Raw genomic sequence first — 22,373 nt, forward strand, 5'->3', positions numbered from 1 at the left:
GACGCGCGTCGCCCCGGTGCTGGCAGTCGCGCCGGTGTTGCCCGTCGAGGGGACCGGACATACGACCGGCGCGCCTTCCACTTCGGCCGGTACGATCCCACGCATACGGTCGACCGCCGGATCGCCGCAGCGCCATCGTTCGCTCACGTGCAGGCTCATGTCCGGCGGACCCGAGCGGACCGTATTGGGGGGATCCGGATAGGCGAGACCGTAGGGATCCCACCCCCAGTCGGAGGGCCCAAGTGGCTGGAAGAAGAAGGTGTAAAAGATCGGCGCTGGCGGCGCTGCTGGCTGGCAGATCGTTCCCCACTTCTCCGTCGTGGTCTCGTCGAGATAACTGCTCGAGCCGACCGCCTTCGGCGTTGCGTCCGGCACCCAGCTCAGCAGCGCGAGCTGGGCCTCGAGGGCCTGATCTCCCGCCTTGGTGTTCCACCAGGTTGCCGGGATTGCACCCGCCGTGAGCTGACCGGTGAGCTCGATCTTGGTGATCGTGTACTTGTATGAGACGTCGCCGCGCTGGACGAACCCGTCGCTCGGCGCCTGCGGCGTCCCGCCGATCGCCTGGCCGTTGAACGTGAGGCTCGGGTCCTGCAGCGGCGGCGCGACCATCATCAGCACCGGCACGACGTCGATCGGCACCACCGGCACAGCGCTCTGCGGCGCGCCGCTATCGCTCTCGATCGCGTCAGCGAGGCCCGAGTCGATCGGCTTGTCGACCCCGGTCCCGATCACCAGCGCCGGCGATCGGCTGACCAGCTTGAGTGTTTTTACGAGATCGGGCGGATCGGGGGTCGGCACGGTCGTGGCCGACAGCGTGAAGTGCACGCAGCCGGAAACGCTGAAGAACAAAAAATCGACCTCGCCGCAGATGTCGCCGCTAATGTTCGAGAGCTTGTTGTGGGCTTGGTCCTCGCCGACATCGACGTCGAGGTCAGCCCAGGCGCTGATATCGACGATGAAGAGGTGCAGCTTGCCGCGCACCTCCATCTTGCCGGCCATGCGGAATGGCGAGAAGCCGATGACGGCATCGAACCCGGCGACGAGCTCGGCATAGACCGGACCGGCGCCCCATTTGAATGAAACATGCAGTCCCGCCGCGATCGAGAACCCGGTGACCGCGGGGAGTTTGTTGTGCGCCGGGATGCCGTTGCCGGAGAACATCACGTAGCCGGACGCATCGAACACCAGCAGGACCTTCGCCTGCACCTGGTTGTCGTACTGGCCGAGATACAGATGCCAGTCGCTTGTGTCGTTGAAATCGAAGAACGCCTCGATCGGAATGTTAATCTCGATCAGCGGCTGGACCACGAAATCGATTGCAAGCCCGATCGTCATCGTGCCGCGGGCGAAGTCGAGATCGATGACGGCGAGGATCAAGCCCTCCGCGTCTCCGTGTAGCTCGGGCATCGGGAAGAGCACGTTCGCCTTCATCAGGATGAGTAGGTTCGGACCCGGCAGCTCGAGCAGAACCATGCCCTTCATGTTGAAGATGATGTCGGTGCCTTCGGTGCCGATCAAGGCACCGACCCCGAAGTCCCAGCTGTTGATCTTCGGCACCCAGTACCTGGGATTTGCCACGTCGCCGTGGGTCGCCTTGAGCCACGCGAGCGCCGGCGCCATCACGGTGTTGCTGGTAACGAGGCTCGGGTCGCGCTGGAAATTCATCGCGAAAAGACCGACGAAGCCGTAGATGCCGAGCCCTGAATTGGCGAGCGGGATCGCAACCGGGAAATCGACCTCGATTGAGACCTGGATGCCGGTAGCGGGACCGCCGTTCTGGGCGGAGATCTGCGCCACGGCGAGCGTCGCCGCGATGCGCACGTTGACCGGCGTGACGGTGAGGTCTATCGCGCCGGCGATGACCGAGTTGCCCTGCGCGTCCGCCCCGACCTGGGCGTATCCCTTGCCCTGCAGCGCGCCAGGAATATTGACGCTGGCCCCGAACGCGGTGATCTCCGGCGGTCCGCCCGGGCTCAGATTGAGCCGAACGCGCGCCCGATCGATCGACACGACGCCGAGGTCGACCGCAAACCCGAGATCGACCTCGACGTAGAAGGGATTGTTGCGCGAGAGGCGGGCGCCGAGGATCTTGAGAATCTTGTCGAACGGGTCGTGCACCGTGATCGCGCCTGGCTTCGACACATCGATCGTGTAGCCCTTCGATGAATCGAAGTACGGGCGGAACGGGAATTTGGATTCGCCGGCCTTGTTGCCGAGGATGAAGCCGATCGCCTTGTAGCGCACGATGAGCGGGTTCTTGCGATCGATTGTGACGATGTCGACCGACCCGATGGAAATCTCGGCCGAGATCCCAGCCTCGACGTCGACCAGCATCAGCGCATCGGTGCCGTCGCGCCTCGCCTGCACGTCGAGTTCGCCGCCGTACCAGATGAAGTGCTCGACGCGGAACCAGGGCAGCGCCGCCATCCCGGCCACCACCGCGATTCCCGCGGCATCGACGGCGAGCTCGACGGCAGCGGCATCCCCGGCGGCTGCACCCGCGCCCGTGGCGATGAGCGGCCAGAACGCGACGCCGAGGCCGAGGAAGTTCTGCCCGAAGCCGGGATCGGGCAGCTGCGCGGGGGCGGGCGGCAGCCAACCGATGTATTTGAGCCCGTCGCGATCGGCTGGATCGGCGCCGAAGTAGACGCTTAGCGACGTGACATCGGTGGCGTCGTCGATCTGAGTGACAACGCGGACATCGATGATTCCATCGGCGGGATTGTTGGCCGGGATGTCCCCCCAGGTCGGCATCTGCTGCTTCGAGACGCCGCCCTGCGCGAGCTGCTGCTCGGACGGGGTCTGGATATCGAACTTGCCGCCGACTTCAACGGCGACGAAGTTGTCGCGCACGACGCGGACCTTGGCGTCGACCTTCTTGAACCACGACGGCGGCGGCGGCGGCGTGGCGTCCTGCGGATTGTCGGGCACCGGGACGGGTTGCGGCGGTTGAGCAGATGCCCGTGTGACCGTGCCGATCGTGGTCGTGCCCGGAAGCGTCTGCGCCTGCCACGTCGCCACCGCCTTCCACCAGCTGTCTCGCCCCGGGTCGCCCTGGGCGGGTCCCCAGCCGGACATGTCGGCCTTGGCGGTGACGGCGGTGAAGGTTGTGCTCTGATTCTTGGCGATGATCGCTGCGAGGCCCGCGGCGCGGTTGGTCGCTAGATCGTTGTTGTGCAGCCAGTCGGTGCCGCCGACCGTGGGGTTATCGTAAGATTCGAAGCTTGCGTAGCCCAGGATCGTGATCGGCGTTGCCGCCGGAACGTCGGCGAGCCGCGCGAACAGCTCATCCTGCACCTGATTGCCCGGCCACTTGGAAGTCGGCGTCTGGTCGGGCGCCGGCTCGTCACGCGTGTGGTCCGGATCGACCGCGTAGGAGATCGGGTCGCTCTCGGTCCGCTTGCTCGGATGGTCGAAGCGGTAGTACGTTGTGAACGAGCCGTTGGCACCCGGCGTGTCGGCCACGACCGCGTTGACCTGAACAGTGGCGCCGGGCGCGCAATCGAACTCGACGGTCTCGCTGGTGCCCTTGTCGGTGCCGTTGATGGTCCAGTCGGCCTGGAGCGGCGGACTGGCATCGAGCGCGACGGTCACCGTGCTCGAAGTCTGGGAAACGATCTTGAGCTGCGGTGACGTGACCGCCGACCCGCCGCGCGTGATCGAGGTCGTTTGTGGCGTCGCGTTGAGATTGCCGGCAGCCTGCGGGCTTCCCGGCGGCGGCGATGCCGATTGAGTCTTCAACGCCGCGGTGATCGTCAGCGTGGTCGGGGTTGCGTTTGGTTGCGACCCCTTTGCCGTGATGACGATCGTGAGCGAGCTGTCCGAGCCGAAATCCACATTGAACAACCGCCCGGATGTATCCGCCGCATTGCCGATCTTTGCGCTCGACGTATAGGGCGTGAGCCCGCCATCGATGTCGACCACCATGCGGGTGTGGTCGGGAATCGTGACCGTTGCGCTGTTGTCGTCCTGCCGGGTGATTCCGTAGCAGTTGCCCGTCGCGTCGTAGAAACGCGCACTCACTTTGACAGGGCCGGACCCTTGGTCGACGATCGCGACCTCGAAATCACCGGTAAGGCCCGCGGACGCGCCGACTCCAATCAGCAGGTTGGTCGCCGAGGCGTCGCATGCGAGACCCGTTGCGCCTTTCGGTGCGACGTAGATGCGCAGCTCCGGCAGGTAGAGACCCGTCCAACTGTCGTCGAAACCAAACTGCGCGATCACGTCCGGCGGAGTCGATCCGTCGGATAGATCGAGTATTGCAGTGCGGAAGCCGATGCCGACGCAATCATCGGAACCGATGAAGGCGTAGGGCGGGTCCATGGTCATGAGATCGGCGACGCCGAAGTCCGCCTGGTCGTCGAGACCGCTCGCGCCGAGCGAGAGCAGCGTCGCGACCATCGGGTCGTTGGCGTTGGAGCCCTGCTGAAGCCGCAGCTTGATCATCGGGAGCGTGATCTTGACCTGAGCTTTGGTCGGGTCTTCGGCCAGGATGCCGCTGGGATCGAGCTTGGCGCCGCGCAGAAACGGTGGGCGCAGCACCGCCGTGCTGATCAGCAAGTCGAGCGTGAACTCGGTGCTGGCGAAATCTGACGGCGGCGGATGCAGCGCGTTGCTGTCGTACGCGCTAAGCACCGCGGCCGCCTCGGCGAAGCCCGCGGTATTGCCGATAGCGGCGACGGCGACCGCGACTTTCTGCGATGCGACCCGGGGCGCGCTCAGCTCGAAGACGATCTGGTCGTCGCTGATGTCGATCCACGGGTCGCGCCGGCCGGGATCATTGGCGGGATGGCCTTCGGTATTCTCAGCGGCCCAGCTCAGTGTCATCGTCTTCGGGTCGAAATTCGGCCGCCCGATATCGCCGCTGTACCTGCCGATTCCGCGGATGACGATGCCGGCATCGTCGATCGCGACGGTGTGCTCGCTGACGTAGATGACCGAGAGCGCCGCGTGCCACTGGCCGAACGTGTCGCCGCGCAGCACGTAAGGGCTAATCAGATCGAACAGCGCAAGATCGTATGGCAAGCGACACCTCTTCGCGGTGCTTCGCCAATTGAATTCGCTGCGAACTCGGCGGGCCGACGGCCGGCCTCAGTGATCGCGCGCGTCTTTCTCGATCTTCAGTCGAACGGGATTGCAGCAGGCTTGGAGGCAGAATTGAAATTCCCGTGCCTGCTCAGAGTTTGACTTTTTTGGCAGATAAAAGGGTCATTTTTGAGGCGGCCCCCGGGGGACTTCTTATGAGTGACCTGTGACGTCAACGACGCGACGAGGCTTTCTTTCTCGAATTCTGTGGGAACGCGGGTGGAGATGTCGGAAATCGCCTCGGCTTCACGGGGCGACGATGGAGCTTGGGCGGTGGCCGGCGCTGCTAATGGTGGCATCGCCTGGTCTGCGCCGACGGCGGGCGCGCGGGCGCGCGCGAGAACGAGGGACGGCGCGAATAGAACTCCGCACCAGCACGACCTGCCGATGGACGCTGGCGCGGCTGGCCGTTTCTTTGTGCGTTATGGCCTCGGCTCAGTCGGCAGCGACCGCGCCGGGGGAGTGGCGCCCGAGCTATGAGGTCGTTGCCTTTGCCACCCTGATCAAACAGATGCCCTGATAGAACACCAATCATCCTCAGGCACCCTCACGCGCGCGCGCGAGGGGCGGCGCGAATCGAGCTCCGCAACAGCAAGACCTGCCGATGGACGCTGGCGCGGCTGGCCGCTTCTTTGTGCGTTATGGCCTCGGCTCAGTCGGCAGCGACCGCGCCGGTGGAGGGCGCCCGAGCTATGGGGTCGTTGCCGCTGCCACCCCGATCAAACAGATGCCCTGATAGTAGGTCTTGGTTCTGACGTGACGAAGGCCGAGCGCTTGTGGGCTTTGCGGAAGGCGAAGGATTTATAGCAGGAGCCGTTATCGGTCATGACGCGCTTGACTTTAACGCCGAGGCTTTTGTAGTAGGAGAGCGGGCCTTGAGCAAGGCGATGGCGCTGCGCTTCTTCTCGTTGGGCATTACCTTGGCGAAAGCGACGCGGGAATGATCGTCGATGGCGACATGGACGAATTCCCAGCCGACACCTCGGCTGTTGCTTTAGCCTTTGCGGTCGCCGGTGATGCGATGACCGATTTTGTTGAAACGGCCGAGCTTTTTGATGTCGACATGGATCATCTCGCGAGGCTTGGCCCACTCGTAGCAGCGGACCCGGTCGGCCGGTTCCAGGGCGCCGCACTTTCTGATCTGCCGAAAACCACACGCCAACGACAAAGGCGCTTCGGACATTCGGCGATCACACCTCAGCTCATGTGCGTTGCAGCATCCTCCCACGAAGTTCGTCTCCTTGGGGCCATGAACGGATGTGAGCAAAGCATTCACCTGGAGGGCGGTGCGGCACAGCCGTCACGAAAGCCAGCCAAGAAGAGCAAGAAGCGCATCGACGGTCAGCGGGAGATGCTGCTGCCGATCTCTGGCAAGAAGGAAGCGACAGCTGCCGTTAAGGCTCCGGCACGGTCAACGGGGCGTCAAAGGAAAGCATCGTAAGCTGTTGTCGTTCGGGGGAGTATCGTGGTCCTGTTTCCTTGCAGCAACCCAAACTGCGTTCATGCGGTCAGAAGGTTACGCGACTATCGGTCGATTTTAGGCGAACGATGGGACCACTCATTCACCAACAACCTAGCTGTCACCGTGAGACGGCTCTACCGATTGAGATACAACGCGAGACCGCCACGCGCCAAACTAGATAAAGGTCCATCCGTCTCATGCTATCCGTGCGGCATGATCGAGCAAGCGTATCTCGACCTCAGGGCTCGCGGCGTACCTTTGATGAAGCCTTTAGGACCAATCGGTCGCGCCCGTCAACGGAGGTCAGCTAACGAGGGCGATCAGGAGGTCGATGATGGCGAACGTCTACGTTGAAGCGCGTCCAAAAGGTCGCCATGAGGGTGATCCAATCGACGACTACGTTGTAGAGGACCATGCGGACCAGGTACTCGCCACGTTCAAGACGCAGCGCGAGGCAATCGAGTGGGCGAAGAAGAACCGCCACATGCCGCTTGTTGCTCGTGTCCGACACCTCAACGATAGAAATAGACCGGATCACTGGCGGGCAGCGTAATTGTGCCACCACGCACGCGATTGGTCGGCAATCTTGACTTGACCAATCGTGCTGGCGGCGTAGCCTCATAACATGGGTGTCGGGGCGCAGATGAGGCGTCCCATGTCACGCACTACATGCGCCCAATGCGGCGCAACGATCATTGGGAGCAGATTGGGCCGAGTGGGTCAGCGAGCGTTGCGTTCGGAACGTCTGGTGCTGCGAGGACTGCGGGTACGAGTTCGAGACCAGGGCTTATCTTTTTGGTCCGTTATCAAGTGCTGAGGGCGAGCTGGGAGAACAATTGGGGGCGGCATGTTTGGACGGGGGTAGTCGTCATGCGTACTGTCAAGATCGTCGAGCAGCCGGATAGGTCTCATCCTCATGCGGCCGTAGATACGGAAACTGGCTCGGTTGTGCTCAAGCACCAAGATGACTACGCGCTGATTGGGCTGTGCCGCAGGCTCGGCTGGACCGTCGAGCTTGAGAAGACGACGAATGATTATTCTAGGCGCAACAAAGGTCGCCTAGTTCATAACTGATTATGCTTGCAATCGCGCCAACAGCCGAGCGGTTGACGTTGGGTGCCAAGTGCCGCCACCAGCCGTGAGTACGCGGCGATCGTTCGGGCGGTGATGCTACGGACTGACCAACATCAGATTTTGCGTCCTCGCACCTCCAATGACCCTACGGCGGGTGGGAGCCTATTCGTTCGCGTCGCTCCTCGACGGCGGCGACATCCTGGAGAAGTCGGTTGCGCGCTTAGCCATCGTTCAGTAATTCGGGAGATTGCACGGAGCAGTTAATCGTCACCTTCACCGGCATGATCGCTTCATTTTTGGTCGCCGGTTTCTGTATTCAATCTTAAGATGATTGCCACCTTTTATTCAGTCAGCATCGCAGTTTTCAAATGGATTGAAGGCGATCCTCTATGCACTGTCGCGCTGGGATGGCCTCATTCCTGGATGACGGCCGCATCGAGATCGATTCAAACGTGGTGAAATGCAGCGCCGCAGACGTTGAATGAAGCGGCGACCCCGAGCCAATCTCACCATGCAGCGCTTGCTTCGTGAAAGCAAAGCAGTCCCGCACGGCCGCGGCCGTTTTGTCGCGACCGTGCGGTGAGCGTCACCTGGCGACTTGCCAAGCCGAGTGCGCATCAGCGCGCTGAGGTAGTTCTCACCTTCAAAGACCAGTTTTGTCGCCTTCTGGACAAGCCCTATCTCACCCAATATCATCGTCGTGCACGTGGGCCGGCCCTACTTTTTGGAAGTGAAGCGGCCCCCCTCATATCAGTCGCCCGAGCAGAAAGAGTTTCAAAAAGAGCGGAGACAGCTGGGGCCTTGTACGCTGTAGTGCGCTCCATCGAAGACATACAACATCTAGGGCTATAAATGAAACGGTGGAATTGGCGTCTGGGTAAAGCTGTGCGGCCTTTCTTTATGGTCATCGCGGCATTTCAGTTAGGCATTCTCAGCCAAACGTTCCATGGCACTATATGGAGTTGGACTGCCATTATTCTGAATATGGTCTTGTTGCTCTTTCTTCTGTTCACCTCCGTAAAGGAGTCGTGGAGCGAAAAATGATTGAGACGTTGCGTACAAGCAGCCCAGCAAAGTCTACCGTTACAATCCTGAAAGCCTTCCTGAGATTAGCCCCGTCGGCCGCGATGGTCTCGGTCTTTAGCGAGGGGAAATCTCACATGAATTTAAGGAAAGAAATTCCCGACGTGATCGGCCAATACCTCGGGCGCTTCATCGAGGAAGATCTCGACCTACTGATCGTAGACACCTTCGACGCCCGCAATCACATGCGCAAGACACCGCTCCGAGATGTCGCGCCCTATCCACGCTCGTTTCATGAGTGTCGTGATGTTCGGCGCCGACATATTCAGTCGCGACGCATGCTCATAGCAAATCATAGCCAAGAGCTCATAGCCAAGAACCTGTTTCTCTGTGACCGGCTCAACGTCGCATTGAGGGTGAGCGCCGCCTCGTCTGGGCTGCATGTCACCGCTTTCGATTGCACGAGCCGTCTGAGGGCGCCTAAATGTGAGGTTTGCGATCGTGCTAGCGACGCCTCCAAAACAGTACAAGACTTGGCGATTCTTGCACGTTCGCCGACGCGATGATATTCACGTCACAGCTTTTGGAAGAAGGGGGCGTGCTCTGGAAGAGACGCATGAGCAATCCGCTCTCCCGCCTTGCCACGCGCGTCGCTTATGGCGCCAGCCAATTGCCGCGTGTCGCTTGGTATGTCGGGCACAGCCTTGCCGTACGCCGGCTATCCGAGGCGGCGCGGCGACAAGGACAAGATAGTAAGAAAGTGCGACCGCGCGCCCGCACCAATGCACTCGTGCCGGACCGCAGACGCCTCTACGCAGATATGGCCATCCTGCTCCAGCAGGATCTCGCCAATGTCGAAGCCGGCATTTACCCGCTTCCCGCCGATCATGATGGATCGCTGTTGACACTGCTTCACCGCTCGCGGCTTTTCTTCGAGGATCTCCCCGAAATTCATCGGCGCCGCGAGAGCAGCGCACACAGCGAAGTTCTGAGCGAGGCGACGCGCGGGAGGCGGCCCCGCTACTATCTGCAGAATTTCCATTTCCAGTCGGGCGGTTGGATGACGGACGACTCGGCGAAGCGATATGATACGCAGGTCGAGGTGCTCTTCAACGGGACAGCCAATGCGACGCGGCGGCAGGCCTTGCCGCAGCTCCATGAAGCTTTCGCCGGACGGGATCAGCGCAAGTTGAGACTTCTCGATATCGGCTGCGGGACAGGGCGTTTTCTCGATTTTGTCAAACAGGCCTGGCCGCGGCTTCCGGCCCTCGGGCTCGATATGTCTGAGCCATATATCAGACACGCCAAGCGTCACCTGAAACGCTGGTCGCGGATCAATCTCGTTGTCGGCAACGCGGAATCGATTCCCGCGCCCGACGACAGCCAGGACGCGGTGACGAGCATTTTCTTGTTCCACGAATTGCCGCCGAAGGTGCGCCGCATCGTTTTTCGCGAATGTGCCCGGGTGCTGAGGCCTGGCGGCCGTCTGGTCCTGGTGGATTCGCTCCAGCGCGGCGATCAGCTGGATTATGAAGGGCTCTTAGAACTCTTTCCGCAGAATTATCACGAGCCTTATTATAGAAGCTACACGAACGAGGACTTTAGCGCACTCGCCTCAGGTTGTGGTCTTACCTGCATCCGAGGCGTCAAGGCCTTCGTCTCCAAGGTGATGGTATTCGACAAGCCGACAAGCCGACAAGCCGACAAGCCGACAAGCCGAGCGCCTACACGTCCATCGGCAGTTTCTCCCGCCACGGGAGAGGGCTGAAAGCTAGTGCATCGGCTGGTGTACTGGCGTCTCAATCACGGCGACGCGGTTCTTGACCGCCTTCTGCACCTTCTCGAAGGCGCGCACCTCGATCTGGCGCACGCGCTCGCGCGAGACTCCGAACTCACCGGCTAGCTCTGCGAGCGTGATCGGGTCTTCGGCCAGGCGCCGGCCCTCGAAGATGCGCCGGTCGCGCCCGTTGAGTACACTGAGCGCATCCGACAGCGCCTTGCGGCGGTTATCGAACTCGTCGCGCGCGGCGAGCATGGTTTCCTGGTCCGGGGATTCGTCCACCAGCCGGTCCTGCCACTCGCCGGAATCGCTGTCCTCAAGGATCGGCGCGTTGAGCGAGGCGTCGCCGCCGAGCCGGCGGTTCAAGTCGATCACGTTCTGCTCGGTGACGCCGAGGCGCTTGGCGATGCGCCTGACCTGGTCCGGGCGCATATCGCCATCATCGAGCGCGGAGATGCGGCTCTTGGCCTTGCGCAGATTGAAGAACAGCTTCTTCTGGTTGGCGGTGGTACCCATCTTCACCAGCGACCACGAGCGCAGGATGTATTCCTGGATGGCCGCCTTGATCCACCATACGGCGTAGGTTGTGATCCGGAAGCCCTTCTCGGGCTCGAAGCGTTCGACCGCTTGCATCAGGCCGACATGGCCTTCCGAAATCACGTCGGCGATCGGCAGACCGTAGCCACCATAACCCTGGGCGACCTTCGCGACGAGACGCAAATGGCTGGTGACGAGCTTATCCGCAGCGTCGCGATCACCGTCCTCGCGCCAGCGCTTGGCCAGCATGTATTCTTCCTGCCGGTCCAACATCGGGAACCGCCGGATTTCCTCATAATAATGGCTGATGCCCGATTCGGCCGTAAGGATCGGCCAAGCTGCGGCGCAGGTCATGATCAGCGCCCTCCATTAGTTTCGAAACGAAATTATCAGCACCCGATCGGTTGTCAAGTTAATTTCGAAACACTATTATATTTTGAAGAGGTAATCATGTCAGCGCGCGAAACGGCGGAACTCCTGCTGCTGGTGGGGCGGCTCGTGCAAGCCGACGGCTATGACGGCGAACTCAGCCCCGCCCAATGGATGGCGCTGCGCTTCTTCGCCCGCGCCAACTCGTTCTCCCGGACCCCGTCGTCATTCGCGGAATTTCAAGCGACGACCCGCGGTACCGCATCACAAGCCATCAAGGCGCTTGAGTCAGGTGGGTATTTGGTCCGACAGCGATCCCCGGCGGATGGGCGGAGCGTAACTCTCCGCTTGACGGACAAGGGTCATGAAGTGGTTGCGCGCGATCCGTTCGATGTTCTGGTGCGCGCCGTGGACTCGCTCAACGCGCAAGAGCAAATCGCGATGCGCGACGCCCTGCACCAGGTGCTGACCACTCTAGCTGCGAGTGGAGCGCATCAGCACTTCGGAGTGTGCCAGGACTGCGCATACCTCGGTGGAGAGACGTACTGCGACCCGACGAGCGCGAGCCGATCGACCATCGGATGCCTATTGTTCGGCGTTCCGATCGAGCCGCACGACGTTGGCCTTCTCTGCGTCCATTTTCAGCCGAAGAGCAAGCGCCGCGAGGACGAACATTGCGAATGAGTCCACCGCTGCGATCTGCTGAAACGACACTTAATTGACCTATATCGTCAATGACAGCTGCATTCGCTGCAAAATCATGGACTGCGTCGAGGTGTGCCCCGTGACTGCTTCTACGAGGGCGAGAATATGCTCGTGATCCACCCGGACGAATGCATCGACTGCGGGGTCTGCGTGCCGGAATGTCCTGTGGACGCCATAAAACCAGACACGGACCCTGGGCTGGAGAAATGGCTGTCGCTGAATGCGGAATACGCGAAAATCTGGCCAAATATCAAGGTCAAAAAAGCGCTCCCGCCCGACTCTAAGGAGTGGGAGGGGAAGCCGGACAAGCTCCAATACTTCTCACCAAATCCTGGCGCGGTGATTGAGGCGGAGAACGCCCGCGCCGTATTGGTGCCGGACCCGAGATCGGCCCAACTGATCCAACCGGGCGCAGCAACGGCGGTGATCACGGGCTCCTGAGAACAATTTCACCATGGCAACGAAGATCGACCGTATTTTCGTTCGCATGGCCGCATTTTCGTTCGCATGGCCTCGCCCGCGAGGCGTATAGCGCGCCGCGCGGCGTACCGCCACAAGATCGCCACGGAAAAATGATGGGTTTTAAACGGGAGGACAACCATCCCGGCTGTTCGCAACAGGGGAGTACCTTCTATGTGCGATTACAGTCTGCATTTCGTCGCATCACGACCCGCGAAGGTCGGCGATAAGCTGGTGACGACGAAGTTCAATAACTCTCTCACTCGTGGTTTCGCAGCGGTCGAAGAGCCAACCGTAGCGGTGTGTCTTCTTCCTGGCACTGAGGTCGCCTTCGAGACGGAAGTCGAATGCGAGCATGTTTTTAAGGTTTTCCGGAGCCAGAAACTGATCAGTGAGAAGGTAGCTCGGTTCCGGCAGATCAACACGCAGGAGCAAAACGCGCATCACGACGCGTTGGAGTTCCCCGACGGTCAGATCGTGTTGCTCACCCAGCTGGATAAAGGACAGCACGCGACCGTGCTGCAATTGCCGGCTTCTCCGCGCGCCACGAACGAAGCAGAGCAGCAGAAGTTCGGTTCTCTCGTTACCTGATCGGGCGGTTCGCTAATCGAACTTGCCTGGCTGTCGAAGCGATAGGAAGAGCCCCATCGGCGCGCCGATGGCGCTTCCAGTACCCGCCGCGGGGTAAGCGAACTGCATTGCCAAGGGAGATACCTTGGCCCTGTGAATGATTCGGTGAAGGGCCCCGGCTCAATCGGCCGGCCTCTCAGAGAGAGGGATCGTGCGTACGCTTGGTTTGGCCCTGCGGCGTGGCGACTGGGACGAGTCGCATCTTGTCGGGGCTCTGAAATGAGCAAGGTCGGCGGCAGCGAATCGAAGAACACGCTTTACTGCTCGTTCTGCGGCAAGAGCCAGCGCGAGGTGCGCAAGCTCATTGCCGGGCCGACCGTCTTCATCTGCGACGAGTGCGTCGAACTGTGCATGGACATCATCCGTGAGGCGAAGACGTCCTCGCTGACGCAATCGCGCGATGGCATTCCGACGCCGAAGGAAATCCTCAAGGTTTTCGACGACTACGTCATCGGTCAGAACCATGCCAAGAAGGTGCTCTCGGTCGCCGTCCACAATCATTACAAGCGGCTGAAACACCAGGTCAACCACGAAGAGGTAGTGGGCTACTTTGAATAAGGCGGCCAGCGGCTATTCGAGATGGGGGGTCGATCTCACTGTGGTGGAGGAAGCGCTCGGCGCCATCGCCAGGAAGGCGATCGATCGCAAGACCGGCGCGCGCGGGCTGCGCTCCATCATGGAGGCTATACTCCTTGACACTATGTTCGACCTGCCAAGCCTCGAAGGGATCGCGGAGGTCATAATCTCTCAGCAGGTCGTCGAGGGCGCCGCAGGGCCGCTCTACATGTACGCCGCTCGCGCCGGTGGCGCGAGGGCGACCTAATGGCGCTTATGCCGGAGGTAGACATCCGATCATCGGACGCGAGGCCGCCGCTGGCGGGCATACACGACAGACCATGATCCGGCGCGGGCTCAGCGCCGGGGCGTGGAGAGACACTCCGGCCCACTGCGCCAAGCTCACCACGACCCGCGGCTGATGTCCTGGTCGGCCTTCTCGCCGTGTTTGTTGCGCTTTTCGGCGGCATCGATCGCAAAGAATACCACTTCAGATTGGCTCTTGTAAGGACCATATTCTTCGTCACCCGAACTTGATCATCCAAACGTCGTTGTGGGCGGTTAGCCTCTCGACGAAGTATTGAGCAAAAGCCATGTCATTCTCCTCGTGTTGGAGCGCCTAATTCGCCCCGACCGTCTATGTTTAGCCGCTGTTTGCCAGGGGTTAGTGAGCCCAGCTGTGAGTGGGTTTTTGATGTCGTTTTGTAGAATTACCGTCGTGCGCCGACGAGCTTTGGCGATCAAACAATTCAGCGCACCGTAGCCATCTCTCTGCCATGTCGCTCCATACAGTTTTGTTCTTTGGATTGTGCGTAAACTGGGCCATGAACTCGCATTCAGCGGCGAATCTCAAAAATTTCTCTGAGGTATCCATCGTCTGGTCTCTCTGTGTTGCGTTTGGACATTCAAGCTAGACGTAGCTCAGTCGTCCCTAGGTGGACTTGTGATGGCTGCTACACGGAGTCAGATTGGCGCGGGCACGGCGTCGGCAAATATGAAATCCACATGTCCGATCGCGATAGTATGGATCCGCAGTGCCGAAACGCACCAAGGGGCATTTCGTTCCATCGCCGCAGCGCAAAAGGCGATAAATTAGGGTTCGTGGCTCGAAGGGGGCGGCCGTCCAACTGCCGTGCTGCCGAGCGCGGCTATTGTTGAGCTGTGGACGACGCACGCCCGCAAGCAGTTCGAAATGCTGAGCGAACAGACCAAGGAGCTGGCAGCACTCGGTCAGAAGATGGCGGGGGAAAGTGCCGAGCCGATCACGCGAAGCATCAACCCGGCTTTCAAAAAAGCCTCTTGAGAACTCTGTCGGCCCCAGGTGGACGCATTGCCTCGGCGTGTCTTTCCCTGCCCCGCAACACGTCGGGATTTCGTCTTGCGCGTAAAAAAGTAGGCCGCTTCCTAAAGTGACCTACACAGGTCCGTCAATTGTCAGCCCACGTGGGCGACGCGTTCCTGGGCATTCGCCTCGGCCGCGGTCGCTGGCTGGGCCGGCAGCTGAAGCACCGTTGCTCCTTGACTCTCGCACAGCAGCGTCAGCAATACGGTGCGCCCATCCGGAAATTCGAGCGCATCGTGATGCGCGGCCAACTTGTCCCGGTTGACCTGTCGAAAGATTGCCGTCTGGTGGTTGATTGTCTTCGTCTTCCACCCGAGCAGGCCGGCAGGCAGGCACGCAACGTCCCCGGTGAAGGCCAGTTCCGTTCCCGGCAGCACACACACCGCCAGTCCGGGATCATCCACGGTCGCGAAGCCGCGTGTCCCGGTGCCGAAGTCACGCGTCACGAGCTTATCGCCGACCTTCGCGGGCCGCGAACGTACGCTTTGAAGGCTAAAGTCACACATTGCTGGAACTCCTTCGTTGGAAGCCCCTTCAGCCTCATGGGAGATTAGCGCATTCGCGTTCCTCTCGCATCACACAAAATCTTAGAAGTTCAAGGTAACGCAACGAGCGAGGTTTCATTCCTCTGCCTGAAGACCGCTTTCGCGAGCCTCGAGAAGCACGCGACCCTCGTGGGGCGTCTGCAGCAATCGCACGGGCGGAAGGCGTCACGTACCATAATGCCGAGAATGGCTTTTGCGTTCTGCGGGCCAAGGCGTATCGGTCTTGCCCTTGCCGAAAGCCACTGTTGTGGTTCGGACTGCTGGAGCATCGCAGCGAAAACATCCCCGACAGCAGGTTCGCGGTTCGGCACTTTTATCGCAAGTCTGCACTCTTCGATCGCCTGCTCAAATTCGCTCTAAAAATGGATTTTGCGGAGGTTGCCCGTCACTGACGACAGCATGCTGCGGTGATCGCACTGGCGTAGAGGAAATCAACCTATTGAGGCCGTGGTCACAACTCACTCAAATCTTCCGGTACATCGCCGAACTTTTTCAGTACCACCGCATCCGAAAACTCGCCAACATTCGGATCGCCTGCACGCTTGAATGCCACGGCACCCGCATTGGCTGGGTCCCGTGACATTCCTTCGGCTCGCCTGATCGCGGCGCTTTCACTCTGACACTCCTGTGCTTCACCCGGCGTCGTGCCATCTTCGGTGCGGATGAATGGAAGAGCAACGTAATAGGTTATGGCCATGGAGGTCTCCCTCAGCAGTCCGGACATCGTCAGTGCGTATTTTTCTGCTTAGCTTCTTTCGCCAGGGTCGCCTTTCTAACCTTGCCAAGTGCAAGGCCGGATAGTGCGCCTCAAAATAGAGGTCTGCTACGGACTCCACGGTGGTTCTAACCGGCGATCATCGAAATGACCGTCGGTTCTTCGGAACTGTCGAAGCGCGACATCACTGCGATAGCCGGACGAAGATTGGCAAACATCAATCGATTATTCCTCGTCGTGCTTTCGCACACGTGGGTTCCAATTTCAGTGGGCCCCCCACTTGCCCCGAAACCTTCAACCTGGCCATCTGGCCAGTAGCCGCCACTACGCGGCGATGCCATATCCCGGCAATGCACTTCTGTTTTGGAGCACGCGCTAATGGCCGAACCTATCAATCCACTTGTCGCGTTTTCTGAGCATGCCGCACAACTGGTCGAGCGCACGGGCAGCGGCATCGTCGCTGTTCACGGCGGTGGCCGAAGGTCTTCCAGTGGCATCCATTGGCATTCCGGCGTCATTGTCACCGCTGAAGAAGTTTTGGAGCAGGACGAGGGCATCAAGATTACCCTTCCCGGTGGGCGCCTCGTCGAGACCTCGCTCGCGGGTCGAGACCCCAGTACGGACGTCGCTGTGCTGCGCTTCCAGCCCGATGGGCTGCCCGCAGTTGCGACCGCCGATGCGGCAGAGCTGCGCCCGGGTCACGTCGTCCTTGCAGTCGGAAATCACGAAGCCGGTCCGGTCGCCAGCCTCGGCATCGTCGCCACCGTGGGAGGGCCTTGGCACAGTCTTCGCGGCGGCACTATCGACAACCTCATCCGCGTGGATCTTGTGCTCAGCCCAGCTGCCGAAGGCGGCGCCCTCATCGACGCACAGGGACGTGTCGTCGGCATGGCCGTCCTGGGGCCGCGTCGCCGCGTCCTTGCCATTCCTACGTCGACAATCGATCGCGTCGTCGATCAGCTCCTCGCGAAGGGTCATGTTTTTCGCGGATACCTTGGGGCCGGCCTGCAGCCACTGCGGCGCGGGCGCCCGACCCATGACACACAGCCTGTGGGCAACGGGCGCGGCGTTCTCGTCGTGAGCATCGATTCGGATGGGCCGGCCGCGCGCGCCGGGCTGCTCGTGGGTGACATCGTCATGACTTGGAATGCAAAACCGATCGATCGCGTGCGCGACGTCATGCATCTGCTGGGGCCGGACAGCGTCGGTAGCGCTGTCGATTTGCAACTGATCCGCGGTGGCGCACCGACGACACTCAAGATTGTTCTCGGCGAGCGACCGCTGGCTTAAGGGTGTGGCAGAATGGCAGCCGCCGCAAAGCGGACAAGGCCATACTCCATGATCGCCGTCGCGATTTATTCTGCCGACCCGGTCCTACGCTGTGGTCTCGAACAGCTGCTACGCGGCGATCCGGCCATGACTGTTGTCGGCGTCGCGGACAATCCATCAGATATACTCCGGCTGATCGATCAAAATCACGTCGATGCCGTCCTCGCGGACTCTCCGCCGCACGCGCAGTTGGCCGACTGGCGAACCCGGCACGCAGAAACAGCCTTCGTGGTTCTTATTGACGGGTACAACGATGACGATGGCCTCGACGCGCTCCATGCAGGGGCCCGAGCTATCCTGTCGCGCTTGGTGGAGCGCAGCGAAATTGTCGTTGCGATCAAGATGGTCATTAGTGGCCTTGCTGTATTGCCGCGCGAACTCCTGGCGGCACTGCTTAACGCAGGCTTGGATGCTGATGAGACACTCGATGGCAATGACGCAGGCCGCGCAAGGCTAACCCCGCGCGAGCTCGAAGTCCTTGCGGCGATGGCGGACGGCGCCTCCAACAAAGCGATCGCACGTCGATTATGAATTTCCTTTCACACCGCCAAGTTTCACGTTGCCGCCATCCTCGCCAAACTCAGTGCGGACAGCCGGACCGAGGCAGTCGCGAGAGCTGCACAACTCGGTCTCGTGATGCTTTGAACTAACGCTTCGCCGCGTTTATTTTGCGACCCTTGGCGCGGCGATCCGCCGGCAGCTTCTCATAACCGGTGGGCAAGCTCATCGGCAGACACAAGGGGCAAAGAAACAGGATTTAAGGTGCAAGAAGCGTCCGAGCGACCCGGAAGCCCGAATAGTTGTCCGTCAGGCTCGACGGGACAAGAAAAAAGGCCCGGAAGAAATCCCGGGCCTTCGTCATTTCGGTTGAGGGGTGGGCTTAATAGTCCATGCCGCCCATGCCACCCATGCCACCACCAGGCATAGCCGGTGCCCCACTGTTCTTCTTCGGCCTTTCGGCGACCATGGCTTCTGTGGTGATCAGAAGACCGGCGATCGACGCCGCATTCTGCAGGGCCGCCCGAACAACCTTGGTTGGATCAATAATGCCTTTGGCGACGAGGTTGCCGTATTCGCCGCTCTGGGCATCGAAGCCGAAGCCGTATTGATCTTTTTCCAGGATTTTGCCGACGATGACCGAGCCGTCCTCGCCTGCATTGATCGCGATCTGGCGGGCCGGCGCGGAGAGCGCCTTGCGCACGATATCGATGCCAGTCTTCTGGTCGTCGCTGTGCGTACGGAGATGCTTGAGAGCTGCGATCGCGCGCAAGAGCGCGACGCCACCGCCCGGGAGGACGCCTTCCTCGACCGCGGCCCGGGTTGCATGCATCGCGTCATCGACGCGATCCTTGCGTTCCTTCACCTCGACTTCGGTGGCACCGCCTACGCGGATTACCGCGACTCCGCCTGCAAGCTTGGCGAGACGCTCCTGCAGCTTCTCACTGTCGTAGTCCGAGCTGGTCTCCTCGATCTGCGCCTTGATCTGGCTAATGCGAGCTTCAATGTCGGACTTCTTGCCAGCGCCGCCGACAATCGTAGTGTTCTCCTTCTCGATCGTCACCTTCTTGGCGCGGCCGAGCATGTTCACGGTAACCTTGTCGAGTTTAATACCGAGGTCCTCGCTGATCGCCTGAGCGCCGGTGAGAATCGCGATGTCTTCGAGCATGGCCTTGCGGCGATCGCCGAAGCCCGGTGCTTTCACTGCCGCAACCTTGAGGCCGCCGCGCAGCTTGTTGACGACGAGCGTAGCCAAAGCCTCGCCCTCAATATCCTCGGCGATGATGACGAGCGGCTTCGAAGTCTGCACCACCGCCTCAAGCAGCGGCAACAATTCCTGCAGGCCCGAGAGCTTCTTATCGTAGATCAGCAAATAAGGGTCATCCATCTCCACGCGCATCTTTTCGGCGTTGGTGATGAAGTACGGAGAGATGTAACCGCGATCGAATTGCATGCCTTCGACGACGTCGAGTTCGGTTTCGAGGCTCTTGGCCTCTTCAACCGTGATGACACCCTCGTTGCCGACCTTCCTCATGGCGTCGGCGAGGAACTTCCCGATTTCGGAATCGCCGTTGGCGGAAATCGTGCCGACCTGGGCGATTTCTTCATTCGAGGTGACCTTTTTAGAATTCTTCTTTAGGTCCTCGACCACCGCTTCGACCGCAAGATCGATGCCGCGCTTGAGATCCATCGGATTCATGCCGGCGGCTACGGACTTGGCGCCTTCCCGTACGATCGCGTGCGCCAAAACCGTGGCGGTCGTCGTGCCGTCACCGGCGTAGTCGGATGACTTCGAGGCGACTTCTCGCACCATCTGCGCACCCATATTTTCGAACTTGTCTTCGAGCTCGATCTCTTTAGCGACGGTAACGCCATCCTTGGTGATGCGAGGTGCCCCGTAAGACTTGTCGAGCACCACATTGCGACCCTTCGGGCCGAGTGTCACCTTCACTGCATTGTTGAGGATGTCGATCCCACGCAACATTCTGTCGCGCGCATCAACTGAAAATCTAACGTCCTTGGCAGACATTTTGCTAACTCCGTGAATGCATGTTTCGGGGTGGGTATGCTCAGGCCGCCTTCTTCTTGGCCAGCGTTTCCTGGAGCACGCCCATGATATCGCTCTCTTTCATGATCAGGAGGTCGACGCCGTCGAGCTTAACCTCGGTGCCGGACCACTTGCCGAACAGCACGAGGTCGCCAACATTGAGATCGATCGGGATAAGCTTCCCGGCCTCATCGCGACCGCCCGGGCCGACGGCGATGATCTCGCCCTGTGAGGGCTTCTCCTGGGCGGTGTCGGGAATGATGATGCCACCTGCCGACTTCGCTTCGGGATCAATACGCTCGACAACTACGCGATCGTGCAATGGTCGGAATTTCATTGGTATCTCCTACGGTTTCTTCAAAGGTCTGGCGGATTTAGAAGACTGATCGTTGTTCGGAAGCTGTTCGTTGTGAGTCCGATATTTCCGGACTCTGCGATCAGGTGGCCTTATTGAATGCCTTGGATGCGACTGTCTTGATTGGCTCGGCAGCCTCAGTCGCGACCTGCTGAGCGAGCGCGCAAAGCTCTTTATTCTGTGCGGCGACGATATCGAATTGCTTGCGCATCTGCGTGGTCGACAGCTCGATAAGCTCCGACGGGGACTTCACACCCAACAGCTCATGAGCGTAGTCAAAGGCGGCGCGAGTGTTGGTACGGGCCATTTCGATAAGCTTGAGATTGTAGTCTGTTGCACCCTTGGCAACAGTCGAATAGGTGTTTTGGAGCAGATCGGATGCTTCCTCACTGGCGACTTTCGCCTTCGCGTTGGTGTCCCTGGCATGCGCAACGCCCTTCTCTGCCATCTCACGAAATGCCTCCGGCATTTCCATATTCGGTAGGTCGAATGTTGGCATTTCGAATTTCGGAATCCCATAGTCCGGGATGCCAAACGAGGTGGCGCCGTATTTTGTAGTCTTGGCCTTGGTGGCAGTCGTGGTTTCTGTCATGACACTTAAATCCTTTAGAGGGCGGATCCGGTTGGACTCCCTGACGTCGCCCTCAACGCCGGATGTCGGTAGAGAAGTGTTTCAGTGCGCCCCTCGTTGCAACTTGGACTCCATCGTCCCATTCGTCGGTTGAGTGATTCTCTTGACGCATTCCTCGCGGCTGGAAAAGGGTCCAGCAGTGAGATCGCCGGCATCCTCAACGGCATACCAGCCGGGCTTGATGCCGCGCATTTCGGATTTATCGTCACTGATGTAATGAGGAGCGGTCACTGTTGTCCTCCAGTGTGCAGCAGCCATCGACCAAGCCGGTTTGACCGTTGGTGATTTCCAGCTCAGGTCTAAATCGTTGTTGCAGGTTTTTATTGTGCCTACCGACGGCACCGGTGCTGCCAACTAAGACAAAGGAGACTTCGGTAGATCCCTATTTTTAAGGCAGCTTTCAAACAAGCTTTCTATATCTTGTAACTGATATGGCTACCCCAATTTTGAGTACAATGGGGTAGTGCTCAATTTGACCCTTTTGTTTGCAATTGAGCGCCTCGCGAAGGCAGGCAGCGACCGCCTACAATTCAACTGCAAAACGTTCAGCCTCAATGAGACGAAATATGTTGCCCGGTTTGGAGGTCTTCCCTCGCAGTTCGATTCTATCAACGAGTCTTACAATCAAGGAAATACTATACAAATGAACGCATGCGGCGCTGATCTCGGCGTGGAACCGGGGCACCAGCGCGACTCGGACGCTCAACGCACAGCCGCCCATCTCTAGGCTGCTGGGTACTCGGCCGAACATGACCCGGGGCGGGCTCAACGCCGGTTAGGGAGAGACTTATGGCAAGCAATATCAAGGCGCTCCCTGAAAAGAACATGCGAGGGGCGCCCGAGAATGGGGACATGCCGCTTCCGCTGCTCGACCTTTCCAACGCGGCGGTCAAGAAGCTGATCCGTAGCGCCAAGAAACGCGGCCGCGTCACAGTCAATGAGATCAACTCCGTGCTGCCGTCGAAGGAGGCCAATTCGGAGCAAGTCAAGGAAATACTGTCGATTTTTGGAGAAATGGGCGTCGAGGAGGCCGAGGCCAAGGAGGCCCAACCTGGGGCAGGGGTGGCGACCCGCGAGGAGCCGGAAGAGGTCGACGAGGGCGATAACGAGCTTGTTGAAGTCCAGCAACGGCCCGTTCCGGCAAAGTCCGGGGCCAAGGAACCCGCCGAGCGCACCGACGACCCCGTGCGGATGTATCTCCGCGAAATGGGCTCGGTGGAACTCCTCTCGCG

At 60.2% G+C, this 22,373-nt stretch carries 19 protein-coding genes and 3 pseudogenes; 13 read left to right on the forward strand and 9 right to left on the reverse strand.

From position 1 onward, the window contains the following. On the reverse strand, positions 1-5,025 hold a 5,025-nt coding region (locus WB528_RS07665), incomplete at its 3' end, for a hypothetical protein (RefSeq protein WP_423887816.1). Positions 5,026-5,823: 798 nt separating this feature from the next. Beyond that, a pseudogene (locus tag WB528_RS07670) lies at positions 5,824-6,262 on the reverse strand (DDE-type integrase/transposase/recombinase); the annotation flags it as partial. Between the two features lie 619 nt (positions 6,263-6,881). Between WB528_RS07670 and WB528_RS07675 the strand changes: the two are divergent. From WB528_RS07675 to WB528_RS07690, 4 genes are all read left to right on the forward strand, one after another. Then, positions 6,882-7,100, forward strand: a complete 219-nt coding sequence (locus tag WB528_RS07675; RefSeq protein WP_423887817.1) for a hypothetical protein — start codon at positions 6,882-6,884, stop codon at positions 7,098-7,100. 317 nt (positions 7,101-7,417) lie between these two features. Next, on the forward strand, positions 7,418-7,621 hold the full coding sequence (locus WB528_RS07680; protein WP_423887818.1) for a hypothetical protein: 204 nt from the start codon (positions 7,418-7,420) through the stop codon (positions 7,619-7,621). A 1,040-nt stretch (positions 7,622-8,661) separates the two neighbouring features. Continuing rightward, positions 8,662-9,210 (forward strand): hypothetical protein, encoded by a 549-nt coding sequence (locus WB528_RS07685; RefSeq protein WP_423887819.1) that lies wholly within the window; start codon positions 8,662-8,664, stop codon positions 9,208-9,210. Between the two features lie 50 nt (positions 9,211-9,260). Further along, complete coding sequence (locus tag WB528_RS07690; protein ID WP_423887820.1) at positions 9,261-10,412, forward strand: class I SAM-dependent methyltransferase; 1,152 nt, start codon at positions 9,261-9,263, stop codon at positions 10,410-10,412. A 3-nt stretch (positions 10,413-10,415) separates the two neighbouring features. Here WB528_RS07690 and rpoH read toward each other — a convergent pair whose 3' ends face one another. After that, positions 10,416-11,315, reverse strand: a complete 900-nt coding sequence (gene rpoH, locus WB528_RS07695) for an RNA polymerase sigma factor RpoH (protein WP_423887821.1) — start codon at positions 11,313-11,315, stop codon at positions 10,416-10,418. A gap of 96 nt (positions 11,316-11,411) precedes the next feature. On the opposite strand from rpoH, the gene WB528_RS07700 reads away from it, so the two are divergent. The 6 genes and pseudogenes from WB528_RS07700 to WB528_RS07725 all read left to right on the forward strand — a co-directional run bounded on the left by WB528_RS07700 (position 11,412) and on the right by WB528_RS07725 (position 14,982). Beyond that, the gene (locus WB528_RS07700; protein WP_423887822.1) at positions 11,412-12,014 is read left to right on the forward strand and encodes a MarR family winged helix-turn-helix transcriptional regulator; all 603 of its coding nucleotides are present in this window, start codon (positions 11,412-11,414) and stop codon (positions 12,012-12,014) included. Positions 12,015-12,048: 34 nt separating this feature from the next. Next, positions 12,049-12,374 (forward strand): annotated as a pseudogene (gene fdxA / locus WB528_RS07705) (ferredoxin FdxA); the annotation flags it as partial. 294 nt (positions 12,375-12,668) lie between these two features. Then, positions 12,669-13,085, forward strand: a complete 417-nt coding sequence (locus WB528_RS07710; protein WP_423887823.1) for a hypothetical protein — start codon at positions 12,669-12,671, stop codon at positions 13,083-13,085. A 258-nt stretch (positions 13,086-13,343) separates the two neighbouring features. Further along, positions 13,344-13,664: pseudogene (locus WB528_RS07715) on the forward strand (ClpX C4-type zinc finger protein); the annotation flags it as partial. Positions 13,665-13,674: 10 nt separating this feature from the next. Further along, the gene (locus tag WB528_RS07720; RefSeq protein ID WP_423887824.1) at positions 13,675-13,947 is read left to right on the forward strand and encodes a hypothetical protein; all 273 of its coding nucleotides are present in this window, start codon (positions 13,675-13,677) and stop codon (positions 13,945-13,947) included. Between the two features lie 864 nt (positions 13,948-14,811). Further along, on the forward strand, positions 14,812-14,982 hold the full coding sequence (locus WB528_RS07725; protein ID WP_423887825.1) for a phasin family protein: 171 nt from the start codon (positions 14,812-14,814) through the stop codon (positions 14,980-14,982). A gap of 131 nt (positions 14,983-15,113) precedes the next feature. Here the strand turns inward: WB528_RS07725 and WB528_RS07730 are convergent, their stop codons facing one another. Both WB528_RS07730 and WB528_RS07735 read right to left on the reverse strand, forming a co-directional pair. Next, a complete protein-coding gene (locus WB528_RS07730; RefSeq protein ID WP_423887826.1) occupies positions 15,114-15,467 on the reverse strand; it encodes a hypothetical protein in 354 nt (117 codons plus the stop codon). 550 nt (positions 15,468-16,017) lie between these two features. After that, positions 16,018-16,263 carry a hypothetical protein gene (locus WB528_RS07735; RefSeq protein ID WP_423887827.1) on the reverse strand — a complete coding sequence of 82 codons (246 nt, stop codon included), beginning with the start codon at positions 16,261-16,263 and terminating at the stop codon, positions 16,018-16,020. Between the two features lie 396 nt (positions 16,264-16,659). Here WB528_RS07735 and WB528_RS07740 point away from each other — a divergent pair, with 396 nt between their 5' ends. Next, entirely contained in the window at positions 16,660-17,571 is a 912-nt protein-coding gene (locus tag WB528_RS07740; protein WP_423887828.1) for a S1C family serine protease, read from the forward strand. A 48-nt stretch (positions 17,572-17,619) separates the two neighbouring features. After that, the gene (locus WB528_RS07745) at positions 17,620-18,141 is read left to right on the forward strand and encodes a LuxR C-terminal-related transcriptional regulator (protein ID WP_423887829.1); all 522 of its coding nucleotides are present in this window, start codon (positions 17,620-17,622) and stop codon (positions 18,139-18,141) included. Positions 18,142-18,490: 349 nt separating this feature from the next. On the opposite strand, the gene groL is transcribed toward WB528_RS07745, so the two are convergent. The 4 genes from groL to WB528_RS07765 all read right to left on the reverse strand — a co-directional run bounded on the left by groL (position 18,491) and on the right by WB528_RS07765 (position 21,495). Next, on the reverse strand, positions 18,491-20,137 hold the full coding sequence (gene groL / locus WB528_RS07750; RefSeq protein ID WP_423887830.1) for a chaperonin GroEL: 1,647 nt from the start codon (positions 20,135-20,137) through the stop codon (positions 18,491-18,493). Between the two features lie 40 nt (positions 20,138-20,177). Continuing rightward, complete coding sequence (locus WB528_RS07755) at positions 20,178-20,492, reverse strand: co-chaperone GroES (RefSeq protein ID WP_423887831.1); 315 nt, start codon at positions 20,490-20,492, stop codon at positions 20,178-20,180. A gap of 100 nt (positions 20,493-20,592) precedes the next feature. Further along, complete coding sequence (locus WB528_RS07760; RefSeq protein WP_423887832.1) at positions 20,593-21,102, reverse strand: phasin; 510 nt, start codon at positions 21,100-21,102, stop codon at positions 20,593-20,595. 81 nt (positions 21,103-21,183) lie between these two features. Beyond that, the gene (locus WB528_RS07765) at positions 21,184-21,495 is read right to left on the reverse strand and encodes a hypothetical protein (RefSeq protein ID WP_423887833.1); all 312 of its coding nucleotides are present in this window, start codon (positions 21,493-21,495) and stop codon (positions 21,184-21,186) included. A gap of 435 nt (positions 21,496-21,930) precedes the next feature. Between WB528_RS07765 and WB528_RS07770 the strand changes: the two genes are divergently transcribed. Further along, on the forward strand, positions 21,931-22,373 hold a 443-nt coding region (locus WB528_RS07770; RefSeq protein WP_423887834.1), incomplete at its 3' end, for an RNA polymerase sigma factor region1.1 domain-containing protein.

Source organism: Bradyrhizobium sp., from assembly GCF_049586575.1.
Lineage (GTDB): Bacteria > Pseudomonadota > Alphaproteobacteria > Rhizobiales > Xanthobacteraceae > Bradyrhizobium.

Coding starts and splice junctions, on each gene's coding strand:
- rpoH (WP_423887821.1), bottom strand. CDS start 11,315: ATGACCTGCGCCGCAGCTTGGCCGATCCTTACGGCCGAATCGGGCATC.
- WB528_RS07680 (WP_423887818.1), top strand. CDS start 7,418: ATGCGTACTGTCAAGATCGTCGAGCAGCCGGATAGGTCTCATCCTCAT.
- WB528_RS07675 (WP_423887817.1), top strand. CDS start 6,882: ATGGCGAACGTCTACGTTGAAGCGCGTCCAAAAGGTCGCCATGAGGGT.
- WB528_RS07690 (WP_423887820.1), top strand. CDS start 9,261: ATGAGCAATCCGCTCTCCCGCCTTGCCACGCGCGTCGCTTATGGCGCC.
- WB528_RS07735 (WP_423887827.1), bottom strand. CDS start 16,263: ATGGCCATAACCTATTACGTTGCTCTTCCATTCATCCGCACCGAAGAT.
- WB528_RS07700 (WP_423887822.1), top strand. CDS start 11,412: ATGTCAGCGCGCGAAACGGCGGAACTCCTGCTGCTGGTGGGGCGGCTC.
- WB528_RS07685 (WP_423887819.1), top strand. CDS start 8,662: ATGATTGAGACGTTGCGTACAAGCAGCCCAGCAAAGTCTACCGTTACA.
- WB528_RS07755 (WP_423887831.1), bottom strand. CDS start 20,492: ATGAAATTCCGACCATTGCACGATCGCGTAGTTGTCGAGCGTATTGAT.
- WB528_RS07745 (WP_423887829.1), top strand. CDS start 17,620: ATGATCGCCGTCGCGATTTATTCTGCCGACCCGGTCCTACGCTGTGGT.
- groL (WP_423887830.1), bottom strand. CDS start 20,137: ATGTCTGCCAAGGACGTTAGATTTTCAGTTGATGCGCGCGACAGAATG.
- WB528_RS07710 (WP_423887823.1), top strand. CDS start 12,669: ATGTGCGATTACAGTCTGCATTTCGTCGCATCACGACCCGCGAAGGTC.
- WB528_RS07760 (WP_423887832.1), bottom strand. CDS start 21,102: ATGACAGAAACCACGACTGCCACCAAGGCCAAGACTACAAAATACGGC.
- WB528_RS07740 (WP_423887828.1), top strand. CDS start 16,660: ATGGCCGAACCTATCAATCCACTTGTCGCGTTTTCTGAGCATGCCGCA.